This window comes from Iningainema tapete BLCC-T55, assembly GCF_014698965.1.
Classification (GTDB): Bacteria; Cyanobacteriota; Cyanobacteriia; order Cyanobacteriales; family Nostocaceae; genus Iningainema; species Iningainema tapete.
Genome location: NZ_JACXAE010000027.1, coordinates 85369 through 102300, shown reverse-complemented (window position 1 = coordinate 102300; position 16932 = coordinate 85369). Strand labels below are relative to the sequence as shown.

The window sequence follows — 16932 nt, the reverse complement described above, 5'->3', positions numbered from 1 at the left end:
GATTTGTAAATATGATTGTCTCTTTAGATACATTAATAGCTGGCGCACGCGCTGGTAAATTAGTTAGTTTTCCTACCGATACAGTTCCTGCTCTTGCCTCATTGCCCAGTTACGCAAAATTAATTTATACTGCAAAACAGCGTAGTCAGGATAAACCATTAATATTGATGGGAGCTAGTGCAAGTGACCTTTGGTCTTTTGTTACTGGTAGTGAAGAAGAGTATAAGATATGGCAAAAAATAGCTCATAAGTACTGGCCAGGAGCGTTAACGTTAGTATTACCAGCATCGGCACTTGTACCTGATTCAGTACTTTCAATTTCTCAGCAGGATGTAAAAACAATTGGTATCAGAGTACCAAATAGCGCGATCGCTCAAACTATTCTGCAACAAACAGGTCCACTAGCAACAACCAGTGCTAACATATCCGGACAGCCGCCTTTATTAACAATGGCAGAAATTGAGACACAGTTTCCCAATGTTCTCACCCTAGAGGCAGGTGAAGATAAAAACGAAATACCAGCCATAGGTTTACCTTCAACCGTTGCCAAATGGACTGGAAAAAATTGGCAAATTTTGCGACAAGGCGCAGTCAATTTATCGTAAGAGCAAACGTGTATACCAAGATACCCGACTTCTGTTATGAGTCGGGTATCTTGTTTCACTTAGCACCAAGGAACTTCACAATAGGTTTTTATTGTCAATTACAAAGTTGAACGCTGTCTAATTATGAATTGGAGTAACTGGATATATTTAGGAGTAGGGCTAGCACTGGGAATCGGTTTACGCGGATTGTGGGCAAGACAGTCATCTAACTCTTCTCACCTCACGCCTTTGAAGCATGAGAATTTTTCCGATTCACAGCATACGCTGAAGCAAACTCAGCTAGCATACAGAATGGCACATGAAATGAGCCAGTTTAAAGCCGGATTTTTGGCAAGAACTACTCACGTATTGCGATCGCCACTCAATGGTTTGATTGGATTGCATCAGTTGATTTTATCAAATTTATGTGAAAATCCAGAAGAAGAGCGAGAATTTATTGCCCAAGCTCATGAACGAGCGCTGAAGTTACTCAAACTCATTGATGAAATTCTCAACGTTGCCCGGGTCGAACATGGTACAAATAAACTGGATATTCAACCGCGCTCACTTAACGAATTGTTACAGGAAGTTTACGACTTAACGTACATGTTGGCGGAAAACCGTAATTTTCCTTTCAAACTGTTAGCACCTAATCCAGAAACCTATGTTTTGGCAGACTATTACTGGTTAAGGCAAATCCTCGTCAACTTAGTAGAAGTTTCCATTGGGCGGATGGAGGAAGGTAGTATTTATCTCTCTACTAGTGATGATCCCACAACTCATACTACTTTCATCTGGTTGGATGTTCCAACACATGCTGTTTCCAGTAGTGAGCCGATAGATTTAATCAAATCTTCTGATTTAACTAACCATGACATTGCGATCCTTTCATCAGGGATGAAACTACTGCTCAATCAAACTCTGCTAGAAGCAATGAAGGGAAAGCTAGAAATCGTTACTTCTCCTCTCACTAAACCAGCAGAGGCTTTGACAAGACTACAAATATCTATCCCCTTCGTAGTTCCTGAAGCTGGTTTTCTACCGTAGTTGGGATTAAATTAGGTTCATTGTGTAACACCATTGTGGTTGTCGAATTACACTCAAACCCAATTTTTTCGTAAAACCGTTGCTGGTGGGTAGTCATCAGATAAACACGTTCAACCCGATTCACCCGAGGATGACTTAAAACTGTTTCTACCAACTTGCTTCCCAACCCAATACTGCGATACTCTGGGTGAACAACTACATCCCAAATGGTAGCGCGGTAGACACAGTCAGAAGTCGCCCGAGCAAAACCAATCAACCGTTCTCCATCACAGACAGTAATTACCGGATCACTGTTGACTATTGCTGTGCTTAGATCTTCAATACTACGATTTTGCGCCCAAAAAGCAGAGAGGTTAAACAACTGTTGGAGTTGGTAAAGGTCAATTTCCAATTTGCGATCACTAAATTGAAACGGAGTCTGGTTCATTAACTTTCCTACTCTCATAAGTGAATTTTTGTTATCGTTAAGTCATAGCTTACGAAACATTTCTTGTAATAAATCTATATTATTATTTTACAATCTTAACAATCCATCTCCATAATGGATGACTTGGACCTTGTTGGCGTATCCTCATCACCTGTTCTTCCAAACGTTGCTTTTCCTGTTTAGGTATGCCAAATAAGATATTCCGACTTTGCCAAACTAAAACAGCAGCAGTCATCCCAACACAAAAAGATAAACCAAAAGTTGCTAAAGGGTGGTAGTATAAACCGTAACGTACTGCCGCCCAAGTAAAATATTGTCGCAAAAGCCAAATTTCATCACGTAAATTCCATAAGCTGAGCGTTCCTACAGTAAGCCATAAAAAGCAGACAAAAATCCACCTACTCATTACTTGAAACTGATGGAGTCTTTCGACTTGTTGAGCAAAAGATGAGTCAGAGTATTCTATTTGATCCATAGACGGTAGAGAGTAGGGGAGTAGGGGAGTTTGTGAGTAAGGGAGTAACTATTGTTTTGCCTCCTCTGTGTTTACCCCTCTGTGCACCTGTTTACCACTGCGCGTGCGCCACCAAGAGAGTAGGGTGCTAGCGATGAAGATGCTCGAATAAGCTCCCATTGTAAAACCAATAATCAATGCTAGGGAAAAATTGCGTAGTGTTTCTCCCCCAAACAGAAAGATCGCCAATAATGTCAACAACACGGTTAAAGTCGTGTTCAGTGAGCGTGTCAAAGTTTGGTTAACTGCATCATCGACAATATCATTAAAAGAGCGCTCGGCATTACTATTGACTGTTTCGCGAATGCGATCGTAAATCACCACAGTATCGTTAACTGAGAAACCTGTAATGGTAAGCAAGGCAACAATAAAAAGGCTATCTACTTCAGTGCCAAAGAGCAAACCTAAAATTGAGAATGTTCCTACAGTAATTAATACATCGTGAAATAGAGCAATAATCGCAAATACAGCATAGTCTAACTGGAAGCGAAAGCTCATGTAAACAATAATACCAATAAAGGAAACGATTAGAGATGTTAACCCAGATTGGAACAACTCTCGCCCCACAGTAGGACCTACGGTATCAATTTGATTCTTTTGCGGATCAAAGGCACCGATTTTTTCACTGATCGCATCTTGTAACCGAGTACGTTGTTGGGCATCTAAATTTTTAGTCCGAATTAGTACACCATTTTCCTTACCACTTTGCTTATCGGTAATTACTTGGATACTACTATCGCCTAAACCTTGTGCTTTAGCTGCTTCCCGCACAACATTGATATCAATTGGTTGATCACAGTTACCTGGTTTGGTACAATCCCGTTCAAATTGCAAGCGCGTACCACCGACGAAATCGAGGCTGGGGCGCAGGGGTGCGCCGATTTGCTGCCAAGAAATCACCATCGAAATAATGCCAATGATGATGATGGTGGCAGAAATAATCCACCATAGCGATCGCGATTTGTTAATGCTCAGTTTCATTTTGCCACCTCTGCCTTGTTTGAAGCTGGCAAATTACCACAATAAAGCTCTGGCTTCCGTAAAGAAGGAATGGAAATTGCTAAAAACATCAACGTGCGACTACAGGTAATTGCTGTAAACATACTTACTGCCACTCCTAAAGCTAAGGTAAGGGCAAAGCCTTTTACCAAACCAGAACCTAGCCAGAATAGTGCAGCACAAGCAATCCATGTCGTGACGTTACTATCTAAGATACTAGAAAAGGCACGGTAAAAACCCGATTCTACAGAACGATACAAACTTTTGCCTGCACGCAATTCTTCTCTTGTGCGCTCAAAAATTAGTACATTTGCATCAACTGCCATACCGATACTAAGGATAAAACCAGCAATTCCCGGCAGCGTCAAAGTAATGCCTAACAAAGCAAAACTTGCCCAACTCAGAAGAGAATAAATCACTAGTGCCAGATCTGCTATTAGTCCTGGTAGTCTGTAGTAAACCACCATAAATATTAACACTAAAGTTAGACCGCCTACTCCTGCGTAAATGCTACTTTGAACACTGTCTTTACCCAGAGTAGCTCCAACTGTACGGATTTCTCCGATTTCTACAGGTACAGGTAAAGATCCACCGCGTAGTTGTACGCCTAAGTCGTTAGCTTCTTGGGGGGTAAACCTACCTGTGATCACTGCTGCACCACCTGTAATACCATTGGCGGCGAATTCTGGGGGAACAGTAGGAGCACTAATTAGTTCGTTATCGAGAAAAATACCGATACTACGTCCGGTGCCTGCTAGTGTTTTCGTTAGTTGAGCAAAAAGTTCACCACCTTTGTCATCAAAGCGAATCGCCACATTCCAGTTGTTACCTTGAGTGGGTTCGCCGTAGGCATCTTTGAGGTATTTACCTGTGAGTGGTGGATTTGTGCTTTCAAATAATTGCTCGATCGCTTGATTAGTCTTGAGTAGCTCTTGTTGATTTTTCTCAATACCTGCCGCGTCTGATTTTTGTTTCAACTCTTCAAGCTGAGCTTTTAGCTTAAGCTTGGTTGCTTGGTAAGTAAAAACTTGAGTTTCAGTTCCTGGCTTTTGGGTGCGAAACTCTAACTGTGCCGTACCACCTAGCACACGTTCTGCTTGCTGTGGATCGTTCACGCCAGGTAGCTGCACTAAGATTTTATCTGTACCTACTGTTTGGATCACTGGTTCGGAGACACCTAAACCGTTGATTCTACCTTCAACTACTCTTTTAACGGCTTCTAATTCTCTTTCGGTGATTTGCTGAATTTCCGGCGTTGTTTTCACCTGTATTGTCAGTTGTGAACCACCCCGCAAGTCCAGTCCTTGAGGCACGGGAATTTTGACAATCGTGACAATTGCGGCGATTACCAAAACTACAATCAAGATAACAAGCGATCGCTGTCTTTGCATATCATTAAAACTTATGACAAACGCTATGATAGCGCTCTTTTTCTCAGTTAGGAGACAGTTGTCTCCTGTCTCCTAACTGTAACTCTTATACACGCAAAGCCACCATTTTTTCCACCGCTTCAACTATTTGCTCTGGTTGGACAATTGTTAACCTTTCTAAAGAGCCGTTGTATGGTGTGGGGATATCTTGGGAAGAAAGCCGCAGTACTGGGGCATCTAATTCATCAAACAAGCGATCGTTGATTGAGGCGATTAATTCTGCGCCAATGCCGCCAGTTCTCATACACTCTTCCACAATAATAACGCGATGAGTTTTCCGTACTGATGCACCTATAGTATCAAAATCTAGCGGTTTGAGCGAAATCAAGTCTATCACTTCTGGGTCATAACCCGCTTTTTCCAGTGTTTTCACTGCTTGCAGCACATGATGCCGCATCCGAGAATATGTTAAAATTGTCACATCTTTCCCTGGACGCACAACTTCGGCTTTATCCAGTGGTAGTAGATATTCTTTTTCTGGTAAGTCTTCTTTTAAGTTATAAAGCAGGACGTGTTCAAAGAACAATACTGGGTTATCATCCCGAATAGCCGACTTCAGCAATCCTTTAGCATTGTAAGGTGTGGAGCAGGTGACAATTTTCAACCCAGGCACGGCTTGAAAGTAAGCTTCCAGTCGCTGGGAATGTTCTGCGCCTAGCTGTCTTCCTACACCTCCAGGACCACGAATCACCATTGGAATTTTGAAGTTACCACCGCTAGTGTAGCGTAACATACCAGCATTGTTAGCTATTTGGTTGAAGGCAAGGAGCAAAAAGCCCATGTTCATACCTTCCACTATCGGTCTTAACCCAGTCATCGCTGCTCCCACTGCCAAGCCCGTAAAGCTGTTTTCGGCAATGGGGGTGTCTAGTAGTCGGAGTTCGCCGTATTTTTTGTACAAGTCTTTGGTAACTTTGTAGGAACCGCCGTAATGTCCTACATCTTCGCCCAAAACGAATACTGTTGCGTCACGCGCCATTTCTTCATCGACGGCTTCCCGTAAAGCGTTAAAGAATAGTGTTTCTGCCATTAGACCGATCTAGTGGAATTGTTGTTTTAGAATCTTATCGTGCATTTGCTGCTGATATAGTGAGCAAGTACACGCGATCAAGGTAAGTTAAGAACTCTACCCTGCACTCCTACTGAGTTTTGTGTTATTTTTTCAAAACTGCCCTGTTTTCTTCTATCTTAGGTGGTATTTGTTTTGTGTCGAGTACTTTTCACTTTAACAGTACTTGTAGACACTTTTGAATTATTGTCAACTCCAAAAGGAGTGATTTAATTCTAAAGAAATTCTGTAAGTATATCTACTTATATATATTGGTGTGATGTAAAGACTTTAATATGCTTTCCTTTGAACGTTGCCGAATCTTGGTTGTGGACGATTTTCCCGATAATGTATTTCTACTAAAGTCAGCTTTGGAAGAAGAGGGTTACGATGTTGATACTGCTACTAATGGTAATTTAGCATTAACTAAGATTGAGGCATCACCGCCAGATCTAGTGCTGCTAGATGTGATGATGCCGGGAATGAATGGCTATGAAGTGACCCAACGTATCCGCCAAAATGACAAGTTACCCTTTATTCCTATTGTGCTGGTTTCTGCTTGTGAGGAAGCTGGTGTGGAAGAAGGATTCAGTGTGGGAGCCAATGACTTCGTGCGCAAACCCATTAACTTCGACCACTTGTTAGAAAGAATTAAAGTGTTTTGTAACTAAATAGCCAAATAGCTTTAGTTTCCTTCTACTGTTGCATACGGCGTATCAGTTATTTGAGCGATCTGATTGGCAGGATTCACTGGATTATCAGGGGGAAACCTACGTGGTCTTCCTGGTTTGCGTTTATGTCGCTGATTTATTGATTTTTCGCTTGCGGCTGCTAGTTCTTCTGGTGTGCATTTAAACAGCCGCAGTGCGTCTAAATATTTCTTTGGTGTCATTGTTGGTTCAGTGCGGCCTGCTTCCCAATTACGCACACTAGTTTCACTAATTGCAAGCCTGAACGCAACCTCTGCACGGCTAAGCCCCGCACGCTCTCTCAGGACTTGCATATCCATATCCCAATGCTCCCTTTTAAAACTGTGTACGTGTTTCCTAAATCAATTGACGTAAAATCGCCAACTGAGAATAGATACTTAACTATATTATTTTATAATCCATTAATACATATCTGGCAAATAGAGGATATTCCCCAATCAAGTAAAACTTTGCCTCAAGTCCCTACTAAACGATAATCTCACGCCTAGACACTAATTACGACAACAGGTTCAATAACAGATGTAACATGTTTAGGTTTGTGTTACAAAATCTGTAGCCGAAGAAAGCGTCTGTGCGTGAGATTAACCACAAAATCGTCACTGCTAATATTTAGTTTTGTTGATTGTGTCGCTTTGGTAATGAAAAACTACTGTTTAGCGATCCACCGTGCGGCATCTTTAGCATGGTAAGTCAAAATTAAGTCAGCCCCAGCGCGTTTAAAACCAATGAGAGTTTCCATTACCACACGCTGTTCATCAATCCAGCCGTTCAGCGCAGCAGCTTTAACCATAGAATATTCGCCAGAGACATTGTAAGCAGCTACAGGTAAGTTACAAGCTTGCTTTACACGCCAGATAATATCCATGTATGCCAATGCTGGTTTAACCATGAGCATGTCAGCGCCTTCAGCGATATCTAGTTCAATTTCTTTAATCGCTTCAGTGGCGTTACCTGGATCCATTTGGTAAGTGCGGCGATCGCCAAACTGCGGTGCTGAATCTGCGGCATCGCGAAATGGACCGTAGTAAGCCGAGGCATACTTAGCAGCATAAGACAAAATTGGTGTATCTTGGAATCCAGCTTCATCCAAACCGCTCCGAATTGCTTGCACAAATCCATCCATCATCCCTGAAGGCGCGATGATATCCGCACCTGCTTTTGCCTGGGAAACCGCTGTTTTCTTCAGTAATTCCAGAGTAGGATCGTTGAGAACCCTTCCTGTTAAATCACCCACTTGCAAATAACCACAGTGACCGTGACTCGTATACTCACATAAACATGTATCAGCAATCACAATTAAATCTGGTACTGCTTCTTTTACAGCAGTAGCAGCTTTTTGGACAATTCCACAATCATGCCATGCGCCAGTAGCATCTAAATCTTTATCTGCTGGGATGCCAAATAAAATAATTGCTGGAATTCCTAAGTCATAGACTTCTTTTGCTTCTTCAACAATTTTGTCTACCGAAAGTTGAAACACACCCGGCATTGATTTTACCTCATTGGCAATACCCTCTCCTGGTACGCCAAATAGTGGGTAAATTAAATCATTTGCTGTCAAAACCGTTTCACGTACCATGCGGCGTAGTTGTGGGTGAGTACGCAAACGACGAGGACGATGAGTGGGAAACATAAATTTTTGTAACCTAAAATGACATCAACGCAACACAAAACGTCACAAATTAGGAGTAGAAACTCCCGTGGTAGAAACCCGGTTTTTACACTGAGATATTTGGTTGCTAGACCAACAATAGGGTGATAACTTGGTTTCTCTGTGACGCTATGGGGTAATTTTGTATTTTACAGCTATGTTGCCTACGCAGAATCTTAAAAATAAAGGGAATTGCTAATTGCTAATTGTTAATTATTCTTAACCATCAATCATCAACCATTAGCCATTAGCTCTTCCCTGTCAATTAAAAAATCCGGAAAATGAACGGATAACGGAAGGGTTTATCTGGATCGCCCAAAACGCTGAAAATTGCCCAAGCTGTTAATCCCCAATGCAGTAGATAACCTAAACCTGCAAGTGGAACCAATAAACCAAAGCTGATTACCAACAGTACAGCAATAATGATTCCATACAGCCATACATTAAAGTGGAAGTTGATCGCTTCTTTAGCATTTTCCTTCACAACCGGATCGTCAGATGTGAACAAGATGGCAATAGGTAAACCTACAGATACAATCGTAGTACTGAAGAAAATAGCTCCGTGACACAGTGCTGATAATAATTTTCGCTTATCCGTGTCGTACATTATTTTTCCCTCTCGTACAAGTGTGTAATTATATTACGACCCTACCACAAGCATCGTTGCCTTAAGATTAAAACACCCATTCAAATCGGCAAAAGTTAAGTAAAGTTAAGTTAAATTACAAGTAAGTACAGTATGTCAACAGAAATCGAATCTGAATTACAGCAAGCAGTTGTTAGTCGCCGTAACTTTGCGATTATTTCTCACCCTGACGCAGGTAAAACTACTTTAACAGAAAAGTTACTGCTGTACGGAGGGGCAATTCACGAAGCAGGTGCAGTTAAGGCGCGACGGGCGCAGCGCAAAGCTACCTCTGACTGGATGGCAATGGAACAACAAAGAGGTATTTCTATTACTTCTACAGTACTGCAGTTTACGTATAGAAACTGCCAAATTAATTTATTGGATACGCCAGGACACCAAGATTTCAGTGAAGATACTTATAGAACTTTAGCGGCAGCAGATAATGCGGTAATGTTAATTGACGTTGCCAAAGGGTTAGAACCACAAACGCGCAAGTTGTTTGAAGTTTGTAAGCTGCGGGGTATTCCAATTTTTACCTTTGTGAATAAACTTGACCGTCCCGGCAGAGAACCTTTAGAATTATTGGACGAAATTGAGCAAGAATTGGGCTTGCAAACCTTTGCTGTGAATTGGCCTATTGGGATAGGCGATCGCTTTAAAGGTATATTTGATCGCGAACAACAACAAATTCACCTATTTGAACGGAGTGCTCACGGTAGTCGCGCAGCAGCAGATACAGTAGTAGATTTGGGCGATGCCAAAATAGAGGAATTGTTAGAACAAGACCTTTACTACCAACTAAAAAACGATTTAGAACTTTTAGAAGGAGTCGGACCAGAACTAGATTTAGATTTGGTACACTCAGGCAAAATGACGCCTGTTTTCTTTGGCAGTGCGATGACTAACTTTGGTGTAGAACTTTTCTTGCGGTACTTCCTCAACTACGCCCTCAAACCAGGTTCCCATAATAGCACTGTGGGTGATGTTCCTCCCACTTATCCAGATTTTTCTGGTTTTGTCTTCAAACTTCAAGCTAACATGGATCCCAAACATCGCGATCGCGTAGCTTTTGTCCGCGTTTGTACAGGTAAGTTTGAAAAAGACATGACAGTAAGCCATGCACGCACTGGCAAAACTGTTCGTTTATCTCGTCCACAAAAACTTTTTGCCCAAGAACGAGAATCCATTGATGTCGCTTATCCTGGTGATGTAATTGGTTTGAATAATCCTGGGGTTTTTGCTATTGGCGATACAATCTACACTGGGCAAAAGTTGGAATATGAAGGCATCCCCTATTTCTCCCCAGAATTGTTTGCGATCCTCAGAAATCCTAACCCATCTAAATTCAAGCAATTCCAAAAAGGTGTTTCTGAGTTGCGTGAAGAGGGAGCAGTGCAAATCATGTACTCGATAGATGAAGCTAAGCGCGACCCTATCCTGGCTGCTGTAGGTCAACTACAATTTGAGGTAGTACAGTTCCGCTTACAAAATGAGTATGGGGTAGAAACTCTTCTCGAACCAATGCCCTACAGTGTGGCTCGTTGGGTAGAAGGCGGTTGGGAAGCAATTAACAAAATCGGACGTTTGTTTAATACGACAACAGTCAAAGACAGTCTGGGACGTCCGGTGTTACTTTTCCGCAATGAATGGAATTGTCACCAATTGCTCGAAGATCATCCAGAGTTGAAACTGAGTGCGATCGCTCCAGTATTAACTGGACAGCAACTACAAGAAGGTTAAAAAACCCCTCCCTAGCCCTCCCCTTACTAAGGGGAGGGTTGGGTGGGGTTCGCAAACATTTTTGGAATTGTATTAACTGTCAACAAATTTCCAGTTTAAGAGTGAAGCGCTAAGTAAAAACTGAAATCTGGGTACTTTAAACAAGACTGGAGTGCCAAAATTTCTATGCCTTCACATCCCATACCAACATTAAATACAGGTTTAACCGCCCTTAAACAAGGAGACTACCAAACAGCAACAGCAATCCTAGAAGCCGTTGCTCTAGAAACAAGTGGTGCAATTAGGTTACAAGCCCAGATTGGATTAGTTGTGGCTTATGCACGCAGCAAAGATGTCGCAAAGGCTATTACCTTATGTACTCTCCTGTCTCAAAGTGATAGTCCACAAGTGAAACAGTGGGCTGATCAATCTTTGCTGCATCTGACAAAACCTCATAAGACGAAAGTAACAGAATTTGCCCCCTGGGAAAATGAAAATTTAATTACAGATTCTCATCCAGTTAATTTGCGGTGGAGCGAGGAGGGGAATAGCCCCAGGTTGAAACCTGGGGGAGGGGAGCAGGGGAATAATACTAAACCGACAATTCATTGGCGATTGGCAGGGCGAGCTAAGGAGTGGCAACCCCTACAACAACTTAATTTAGTACCTTTATGGCTCTTACAGGCAGGAACTTTCGTTGCTCTATTTTGGGTGATGCGAGAACTGCTGGTTTTGGTGATGAGATTAGTTAACGATATTTTAGTTAAACTACCATTTTTGGAGCCAATACAGCTTTTCTACGCCAATCCTACCAACTTCTTACTCATCGTACTTTTTTTGCTGATGGGTTTGTCGCCTTGGATTCTTGATGGGCTGTTAAAAGCTTTTTACGATCAGCGAAAACTAACGAAGGAAGTATTAAATACACGTAGTCAAGAGGCGGCGCGGGTGATACAACGCTATTGCCAACAGCGCGGCTGGCGACAGCCGAAATTAAAGGTTTTGCCTCTCGCCTCTCCCATCGCATTTACTTATGGTAATTTACCCAGGAATGCTCGGATTGTAGTCAGTCAAGGTCTTTTAGATCAACTGGCAGAGGACGAAATTGCGGCAATATATGCTCACGAACTGGGGCATATAACTAACTGGGATTTTGTGGTGTTGTCTTTAGTGTTGTTGGTGACGATTCCAATTTATCGGCAATACCAGCAATTTTCTCTGTGGGGAGACAAAAGATCACAGTCTCTTGGGCGACGTTTGATGCAATTGTTAGCTAGCTGTGCCTATGGAGTTTGGTGTTTGTTGACTGGTACTGCTTTACCTAACTCTCAACTACGAGTGTACTATTGCGATCGCCGATCTTCCGAAATTACTGGTAATCCCAATGGTCTTGTTCGTGCTATCCTCAAAATTACCATTGGCATTGCTAGTGATATCCAAAAAGAAGAAAAAACTAGCTACCCTCTGGAAAGCTTGAATATTGTTTCACCAGTAAGTTATCAACAGAGTATCTGTGGTGGTAGTATTGCTCGTTATACTACTTTTGAATCGTTCTTGATGTGGGATTGTCTTAATCCCTATCGCTGGTGGTTAACGCTTAATAACAGTCATCCTCTTATAGGCTTACGCCTACAACGTCTCTCATCGATTGCCCGTTACTGGCATATAGAGCCGGAACTAAATTTGCTTTCTTCACAGTCTTTAATCCAAAGGCATCAATCTTTTTTCTTACAAATTGCTCCCTTTGTTGGTATTCCTTTGGGTTTTGTGTTCGCTGTTTTCATTTGGCTGGCTTGGCAATTGGCTTTTCAACTCAAGTTTTTGAACTTGAAGTGGATCTACGACAATTGGTCTTTCATTACAGGTTGTCTATTAATTGGCTTTAGCATCGGCATTTTGATTAGAGTTAATTATTTTTTCCCTCCAATCAAACCTGCCTCTGCGCAAACTGATGAACGCTTACCGGATTTACTAGCTAACCCTACACTTCTCCCGATCGATAGCATTGGTGTGCGCATTGTGGGCAAACTCATCGGTCGCCAAGGTACTGGCAACTGTTTGGGACAAGACCTAATTATACAATCCAACACTAGTTTAGTGAAGTTACATCATATACCATTTCTTTTCCAAAAAGTCAATCCTCAAGATTTGATTGGTCGGCAAGTCATCGTTACTGGCTGGTTACGAAGAGGCGCAACGCCTTGGATCGACATTCAAACTTTACAAACTCAGAGCGGAAAAACTATTCATAGTCCTCATCCCATTTGGTCTACGGTTGTGGCTGTTGCTTGCCTTGCTTGGGGTGCGTATATTTTGCTGAAAGGGTGATGGGAATCTGTACAGACGCTCCGGCGAATCTGTACAGACGCTCCGGCGAATCTGTACGAGTTTGTAAATAAATGTTGCAAAAGTCAAATTTATCTGTTACATTATTTAACATAACTTGTAGAACTAAAATAATCGGCATTTAAACTGATTTGGTGATCTGGCTGCTTGACACTAACCAAGACCCTTATATCCTTCCAACACAGCAGTAAATTAACCAGCCTTTGGCTGGTTTTTATTTACAAAATGTAAATAGAAGAGTATTTTATGTTACGATGCCATTATGTAAATTCGGAAAATGTATGCCTTGAACTAGCTAGGTAGAAGATACCGTGATAATGTAAGAAATGGTATTTTATTTTTCGGAAAAAAGAGTATTGAAGGCATCTGCGGTGGTAAGCACTCTTTCTATAAAATTTAAAATTCTTAGAATAAAGGTGTTATTGGCGTTGTGAGCGCTTTCGTATCAAACAAGCTTGAACCTGGTGAAAAACTGTATTGTATAGGTTAACAGTTTGGAGTAAAAAAATTGGTTAGTGGCATTTTGGGTGAGTAGTATCTATCCAACGCCAAAACCAAGCTACTCTTTTTTGCCTGGTTATAAATCGTTCAACCGTTGGAGGTTTAGTTCATGTCCGTTCGCCTGTACATAGGCAATTTGCCCAAAGAAGAAATAGATCGTCAAGACCTGCAAGCAGTTTTTGCCGCAGAAGGCGATGCTGTTACCACTAAACTGATTAAAGACCGAAAAACTGGTAAGTGCCGTGGGTTTGGTTTTATCACAGTCAACAATGATGAACAAGCAGACCAAATTATTGAAAAATATAATGGTCAGATGTTCAAAGATTCTCCAATTAAAATCGAGAAAGCTTTACCTCGTACTAAAGGTGACGAGGGAGAGGAGCCGCAAAGTTCTACTCCTAAACCTGTGCCTAACACCGCAAACCACGCTGTTCCAAGTCCAAATAAAGAAAGCAATCGTCGCGAGAAAAGCCAGAAGAAGTCTCGTCGAGGTGGTCCTGCGCGTGAAAGTAGCAGCAGCACCGCGAATGACTCAGATGCTATTCGTCCCGATCCACGCTGGGCAACTGAATTGGAAAAGTTGAAGCAAATGCTAACTGCACAAACAACAAACTAGTCAAAGGTGTCAAATTAAAAATTAAAAATCAAATTGCTGTTTGATTTTTAATTTTTAATCTCAAGTTATTGGTGGATTTAGATCAGGGGAATCTGCAGCCATTGTTGTAAATGCGATCGCAACTCTAGAGTAAAGTGCGATCGCCTGCCAAACTTGTCTGTACGAATTGGCTTACGTTCTTGATCGAGCGTCCAGCCATAGTCGCTACTTAGACGCAGTTTGTCTTGCCAATCAGAAAGTGAAACTAAAAGTTGAGGTGCAGGGCTGTTATCTACTCCTTGGACGCGAAAGACGTAGTTAAATGTATTCTGTTGACCAGGAGAAACTGTAGAAGGTTGACCGCATTCTACCAATAGTTTATTGCGCACATGCTCTACTAAACCTGGTGTTTCCACATCTTCTAAAGTCCGAACTGCCAGAGTTAAAGCAAAATAAAACTCTTCCACCGGAATCAATTCTAATTGCATAAGTTTATTTTAGTATTAATAGGGTATTAATCACCCTTATACCTCTTAAGTAGGTTTTTTCGGGTTTTGCGTCAGAATAACAACTACCAGTAGAGGTAGGTGATTAATTAAAAACTGTACATTTTTTTTAATCTTTGTCTTTATATTTCTTAACTAAAACTATTGTTACTCGAATTTTCGTATAGATATCTACACTATTTTTGTCACAAAGCACACGAAAATCGTCTAAAGGGATGATGTAGTATATTTACCCAATCAATAATTTCAGTACATAGTTATTTATTCATTAAAAAATTGAAATTAAAAGACCAAGCCTTGAAAACATTAATATCTGTGTATAAAAAATATACTGTATGAGCAGTTATATAGACAGATAAAAGCAGTATTGGAATTTTAAAGTACAGTTATAAATAAAACTCTATATAAGTAGGATCAACGAAAAGAATTAACTTTAATTATAGATATCATAAGCAAAAAATATAGCAATTTATGTATAAAGAAATTAAATAGAATCACGTAAAGAAAACAATACTTCTGGTAGTAGATGTATAAAATTGTTTGACATATTAAATTAAAATAAATATTACTTAAGATTTCTGCGTGACTGAGGTACAAAAGCATAGCCCCAACCACGGCTAGCTAAAACCTCGTTAATATAAAACACGAACAAACTATGAACTCTAGAACTGAACGACGCATCGCCCTAATTTCAGTCCACGGGGACCCATCGATTGAAATTGGTAAAGAAGAAGCTGGAGGGCAAAATGTTTATGTACGCCAAGTGGGTGAAGCACTGGCGAGACTGGGATGGCAAGTTGATATGTTTACGCGCAAAATAAGTGCAGAGCAAGAAACAATTGTTCAACATAGCGAAAACTGTCGAACCATCCGATTAGAAGCTGGTGCTGTTGAGTTTGTACCGCGAGATAATTTGTTTGGATATCTGCCAGAATTTGTTGATAATTTTTTGGAATTCCAAACACAAAATGGCTATGTATATCCTTTAGTACATACAAACTACTGGCTCTCTAGCTGGGTAGGTATGCAGTTGAAAGAAATTCAAGGGAGCAAGCAGGTTCATACATACCACTCTCTAGGAGCAGTTAAGTACAATACGATTGATGTGATTCCCTTGATTGCAAGTACACGATTAGCAGTAGAGAAACAACTGCTAGAGACAGCAGAACGTGTTGTAGCGACAAGTCCACAAGAGAAAGAACACATGCGTACCCTTGTTTCGACCAAAGGTAACATTGACATCATCCCCTGTGGCACAGATATACGCCGATTTGGCGGAGTTAACAGACAGGCAGGAAGATCTAAGTTAGGCATAGACCCTGATACTAAAGTAGTACTATATGTTGGGCGTTTCGACCCACGTAAAGGAATCGAAACTCTAGTTCGCGCTCTCAGTAAGTCACAATTCCGTAACTCAGGTAATCTCAAACTAATTATCGGTGGTGGTAGTCGTCCTGGTCATAGCGACGGATTGGAGCGCGATCGCATTGAAAGTATAGTTGCTGAATTAGGATTGAGTGACATTACAATCTTCCCCGGACGTTTAAGTCAAGAAATCTTGCCCTATTACTACGCCGCTGCCGATGTTTGTGTTGTTCCTAGTCACTACGAACCTTTCGGACTAGTGGCGATCGAAGCAATGGCGAGTTATACACCAGTGGTAGCTAGCGATGTTGGTGGACTCCAATTTACAGTTGTACCAGAAGAAACTGGTTTATTAGCACCACCACAAGATGAAACTGCCTTTGCTGCGGCAATTGATCGGATTCTTGCTCATCCAGAATGGCGCGATAGTTTGGGTAAGGCTGCGAGAACTCGTGTAGAAACCAAGTTTAGTTGGGATGGTGTAGCAGTTCAGTTAAGTAAACTTTATACTCAATTGCAAGAAACACCTGTAGCAATCACATCTTTAGAAGAAGTAGTTTTGGTAAGTTAGACCGATTCTAGTTAGCCATCGGATTCGATAGTTAATAGTCGAGATAGAAACACATTCACTCTCGACTATCAACTTTTGACTATGTAGATCCCCGACAACTTCTGCGAAGTCGGGGATCTATGCCGTATTTATACTTAATCAATGTAAATTTTTCAACTTAATGAAATTTCTGTAAAAAAGAACACATTTGATCGCCAAGAGCAGAAGTTGTGTTTTAACCTATAAATAAGCAGTCGATGACATTACATCATCGGCAACCCAAGAAAAAATATTCATAAATTAGTGTTTATA

At 41.2% G+C, this 16932-nt stretch carries 16 protein-coding genes; 7 read left to right on the top strand and 9 right to left on the bottom strand.

Annotated features, from left to right (window positions below; translation table 11 throughout):
- Positions 1-11: 11 nt before the first annotated feature.
- Both ICL16_RS06160 and ICL16_RS06155 read left to right on the top strand, forming a co-directional pair.
- Positions 12-605, top strand: a complete 594-nt coding sequence (locus ICL16_RS06160; protein ID WP_190825982.1) for an L-threonylcarbamoyladenylate synthase — start codon at positions 12-14, stop codon at positions 603-605.
- A 123-nt stretch (positions 606-728) separates the two neighbouring features.
- Positions 729-1631 carry a sensor histidine kinase gene (locus ICL16_RS06155; RefSeq protein WP_190825981.1) on the top strand — a complete coding sequence of 301 codons (903 nt, stop codon included), beginning with the start codon at positions 729-731 and terminating at the stop codon, positions 1629-1631.
- Here ICL16_RS06155 and ICL16_RS06150 read toward each other — a convergent pair.
- From ICL16_RS06150 to ICL16_RS06130, 5 genes are all read right to left on the bottom strand, one after another.
- Positions 1591-2058: a GNAT family N-acetyltransferase gene (locus tag ICL16_RS06150; RefSeq protein ID WP_190825980.1), complete on the bottom strand. Its 468-nt coding sequence runs from the start codon at positions 2056-2058 to the stop codon at positions 1591-1593. The genes ICL16_RS06155 and ICL16_RS06150 overlap by 41 nt on opposite strands.
- A gap of 82 nt (positions 2059-2140) precedes the next feature.
- Positions 2141-2533 (bottom strand): hypothetical protein, encoded by a 393-nt coding sequence (locus ICL16_RS06145; protein WP_190825979.1) that lies wholly within the window; start codon positions 2531-2533, stop codon positions 2141-2143.
- Positions 2534-2581: 48 nt separating this feature from the next.
- A complete protein-coding gene (gene secF / locus ICL16_RS06140) occupies positions 2582-3553 on the bottom strand; it encodes a protein translocase subunit SecF (protein WP_190825978.1) in 972 nt (323 codons plus the stop codon).
- A complete protein-coding gene (gene secD / locus ICL16_RS06135; RefSeq protein ID WP_190825977.1) occupies positions 3550-4962 on the bottom strand; it encodes a protein translocase subunit SecD in 1413 nt (470 codons plus the stop codon). The genes secF and secD overlap by 4 nt, the downstream gene beginning before the upstream one ends.
- An 85-nt stretch (positions 4963-5047) precedes the next feature.
- Positions 5048-6031 carry an alpha-ketoacid dehydrogenase subunit beta gene (locus ICL16_RS06130; RefSeq protein ID WP_190825976.1) on the bottom strand — a complete coding sequence of 328 codons (984 nt, stop codon included), beginning with the start codon at positions 6029-6031 and terminating at the stop codon, positions 5048-5050.
- Between the two features lie 314 nt (positions 6032-6345).
- Between ICL16_RS06130 and ICL16_RS06125 the strand changes: the two genes are divergently transcribed.
- Positions 6346-6720, top strand: a complete 375-nt coding sequence (locus tag ICL16_RS06125) for a response regulator (RefSeq protein ID WP_190825975.1) — start codon at positions 6346-6348, stop codon at positions 6718-6720.
- 14 nt (positions 6721-6734) lie between these two features.
- Here the strand turns inward: ICL16_RS06125 and ICL16_RS06120 are convergent, their stop codons facing one another.
- From ICL16_RS06120 to ICL16_RS06110, 3 genes are all read right to left on the bottom strand, one after another.
- Positions 6735-7058: a helix-turn-helix domain-containing protein gene (locus ICL16_RS06120; RefSeq protein ID WP_190825974.1), complete on the bottom strand. Its 324-nt coding sequence runs from the start codon at positions 7056-7058 to the stop codon at positions 6735-6737.
- Between the two features lie 347 nt (positions 7059-7405).
- Positions 7406-8392: a porphobilinogen synthase gene (gene hemB / locus ICL16_RS06115; RefSeq protein WP_190825973.1), complete on the bottom strand. Its 987-nt coding sequence runs from the start codon at positions 8390-8392 to the stop codon at positions 7406-7408.
- Positions 8393-8675: 283 nt separating this feature from the next.
- On the bottom strand, positions 8676-9017 hold the full coding sequence (locus tag ICL16_RS06110) for a DUF4870 domain-containing protein (RefSeq protein WP_190825972.1): 342 nt from the start codon (positions 9015-9017) through the stop codon (positions 8676-8678).
- A gap of 132 nt (positions 9018-9149) precedes the next feature.
- Here ICL16_RS06110 and prfC point away from each other — a divergent pair, with 132 nt between their 5' ends.
- The 3 genes from prfC (at position 9150) to ICL16_RS06095 (ending at position 14220) form a co-directional block, all read left to right on the top strand.
- Positions 9150-10778 carry a peptide chain release factor 3 gene (prfC, locus tag ICL16_RS06105; protein WP_190825971.1) on the top strand — a complete coding sequence of 543 codons (1629 nt, stop codon included), beginning with the start codon at positions 9150-9152 and terminating at the stop codon, positions 10776-10778.
- A gap of 165 nt (positions 10779-10943) precedes the next feature.
- Positions 10944-13085: a M48 family metallopeptidase gene (locus ICL16_RS06100; RefSeq protein WP_190825970.1), complete on the top strand. Its 2142-nt coding sequence runs from the start codon at positions 10944-10946 to the stop codon at positions 13083-13085.
- 628 nt (positions 13086-13713) lie between these two features.
- On the top strand, positions 13714-14220 hold the full coding sequence (locus tag ICL16_RS06095; protein WP_190825969.1) for an RNA recognition motif domain-containing protein: 507 nt from the start codon (positions 13714-13716) through the stop codon (positions 14218-14220).
- A 77-nt stretch (positions 14221-14297) separates the two neighbouring features.
- Here ICL16_RS06095 and ICL16_RS06090 read toward each other — a convergent pair whose 3' ends face one another.
- Complete coding sequence (locus ICL16_RS06090) at positions 14298-14687, bottom strand: hypothetical protein (RefSeq protein WP_190825968.1); 390 nt, start codon at positions 14685-14687, stop codon at positions 14298-14300.
- A 673-nt stretch (positions 14688-15360) separates the two neighbouring features.
- Between ICL16_RS06090 and ICL16_RS06085 the strand changes: the two genes are divergently transcribed.
- Positions 15361-16641: a glycosyltransferase family 4 protein gene (locus ICL16_RS06085; protein ID WP_190825967.1), complete on the top strand. Its 1281-nt coding sequence runs from the start codon at positions 15361-15363 to the stop codon at positions 16639-16641.
- Positions 16642-16932 lie beyond the last annotated feature (291 nt).

What these genes read in the sequence shown, in the direction of transcription:
- ICL16_RS06160 (WP_190825982.1), top strand. Translation starts at nt 12, where the DNA reads ATGATTGTCTCTTTAGATACATTAATAGCTGGCGCACGCGCTGGTAAA.
- ICL16_RS06155 (WP_190825981.1), top strand. Translation starts at nt 729, where the DNA reads ATGAATTGGAGTAACTGGATATATTTAGGAGTAGGGCTAGCACTGGGA.
- ICL16_RS06150 (WP_190825980.1), bottom strand. Translation starts at nt 2,058, where the DNA reads ATGAACCAGACTCCGTTTCAATTTAGTGATCGCAAATTGGAAATTGAC.
- ICL16_RS06145 (WP_190825979.1), bottom strand. Translation starts at nt 2,533, where the DNA reads ATGGATCAAATAGAATACTCTGACTCATCTTTTGCTCAACAAGTCGAA.
- secF (WP_190825978.1), bottom strand. Translation starts at nt 3,553, where the DNA reads ATGAAACTGAGCATTAACAAATCGCGATCGCTATGGTGGATTATTTCT.
- secD (WP_190825977.1), bottom strand. Translation starts at nt 4,962, where the DNA reads ATGCAAAGACAGCGATCGCTTGTTATCTTGATTGTAGTTTTGGTAATC.
- ICL16_RS06130 (WP_190825976.1), bottom strand. Translation starts at nt 6,031, where the DNA reads ATGGCAGAAACACTATTCTTTAACGCTTTACGGGAAGCCGTCGATGAA.
- ICL16_RS06125 (WP_190825975.1), top strand. Translation starts at nt 6,346, where the DNA reads ATGCTTTCCTTTGAACGTTGCCGAATCTTGGTTGTGGACGATTTTCCC.
- ICL16_RS06120 (WP_190825974.1), bottom strand. Translation starts at nt 7,058, where the DNA reads ATGGATATGCAAGTCCTGAGAGAGCGTGCGGGGCTTAGCCGTGCAGAG.
- hemB (WP_190825973.1), bottom strand. Translation starts at nt 8,392, where the DNA reads ATGTTTCCCACTCATCGTCCTCGTCGTTTGCGTACTCACCCACAACTA.
- ICL16_RS06110 (WP_190825972.1), bottom strand. Translation starts at nt 9,017, where the DNA reads ATGTACGACACGGATAAGCGAAAATTATTATCAGCACTGTGTCACGGA.
- prfC (WP_190825971.1), top strand. Translation starts at nt 9,150, where the DNA reads ATGTCAACAGAAATCGAATCTGAATTACAGCAAGCAGTTGTTAGTCGC.
- ICL16_RS06100 (WP_190825970.1), top strand. Translation starts at nt 10,944, where the DNA reads ATGCCTTCACATCCCATACCAACATTAAATACAGGTTTAACCGCCCTT.
- ICL16_RS06095 (WP_190825969.1), top strand. Translation starts at nt 13,714, where the DNA reads ATGTCCGTTCGCCTGTACATAGGCAATTTGCCCAAAGAAGAAATAGAT.
- ICL16_RS06090 (WP_190825968.1), bottom strand. Translation starts at nt 14,687, where the DNA reads ATGCAATTAGAATTGATTCCGGTGGAAGAGTTTTATTTTGCTTTAACT.
- ICL16_RS06085 (WP_190825967.1), top strand. Translation starts at nt 15,361, where the DNA reads ATGAACTCTAGAACTGAACGACGCATCGCCCTAATTTCAGTCCACGGG.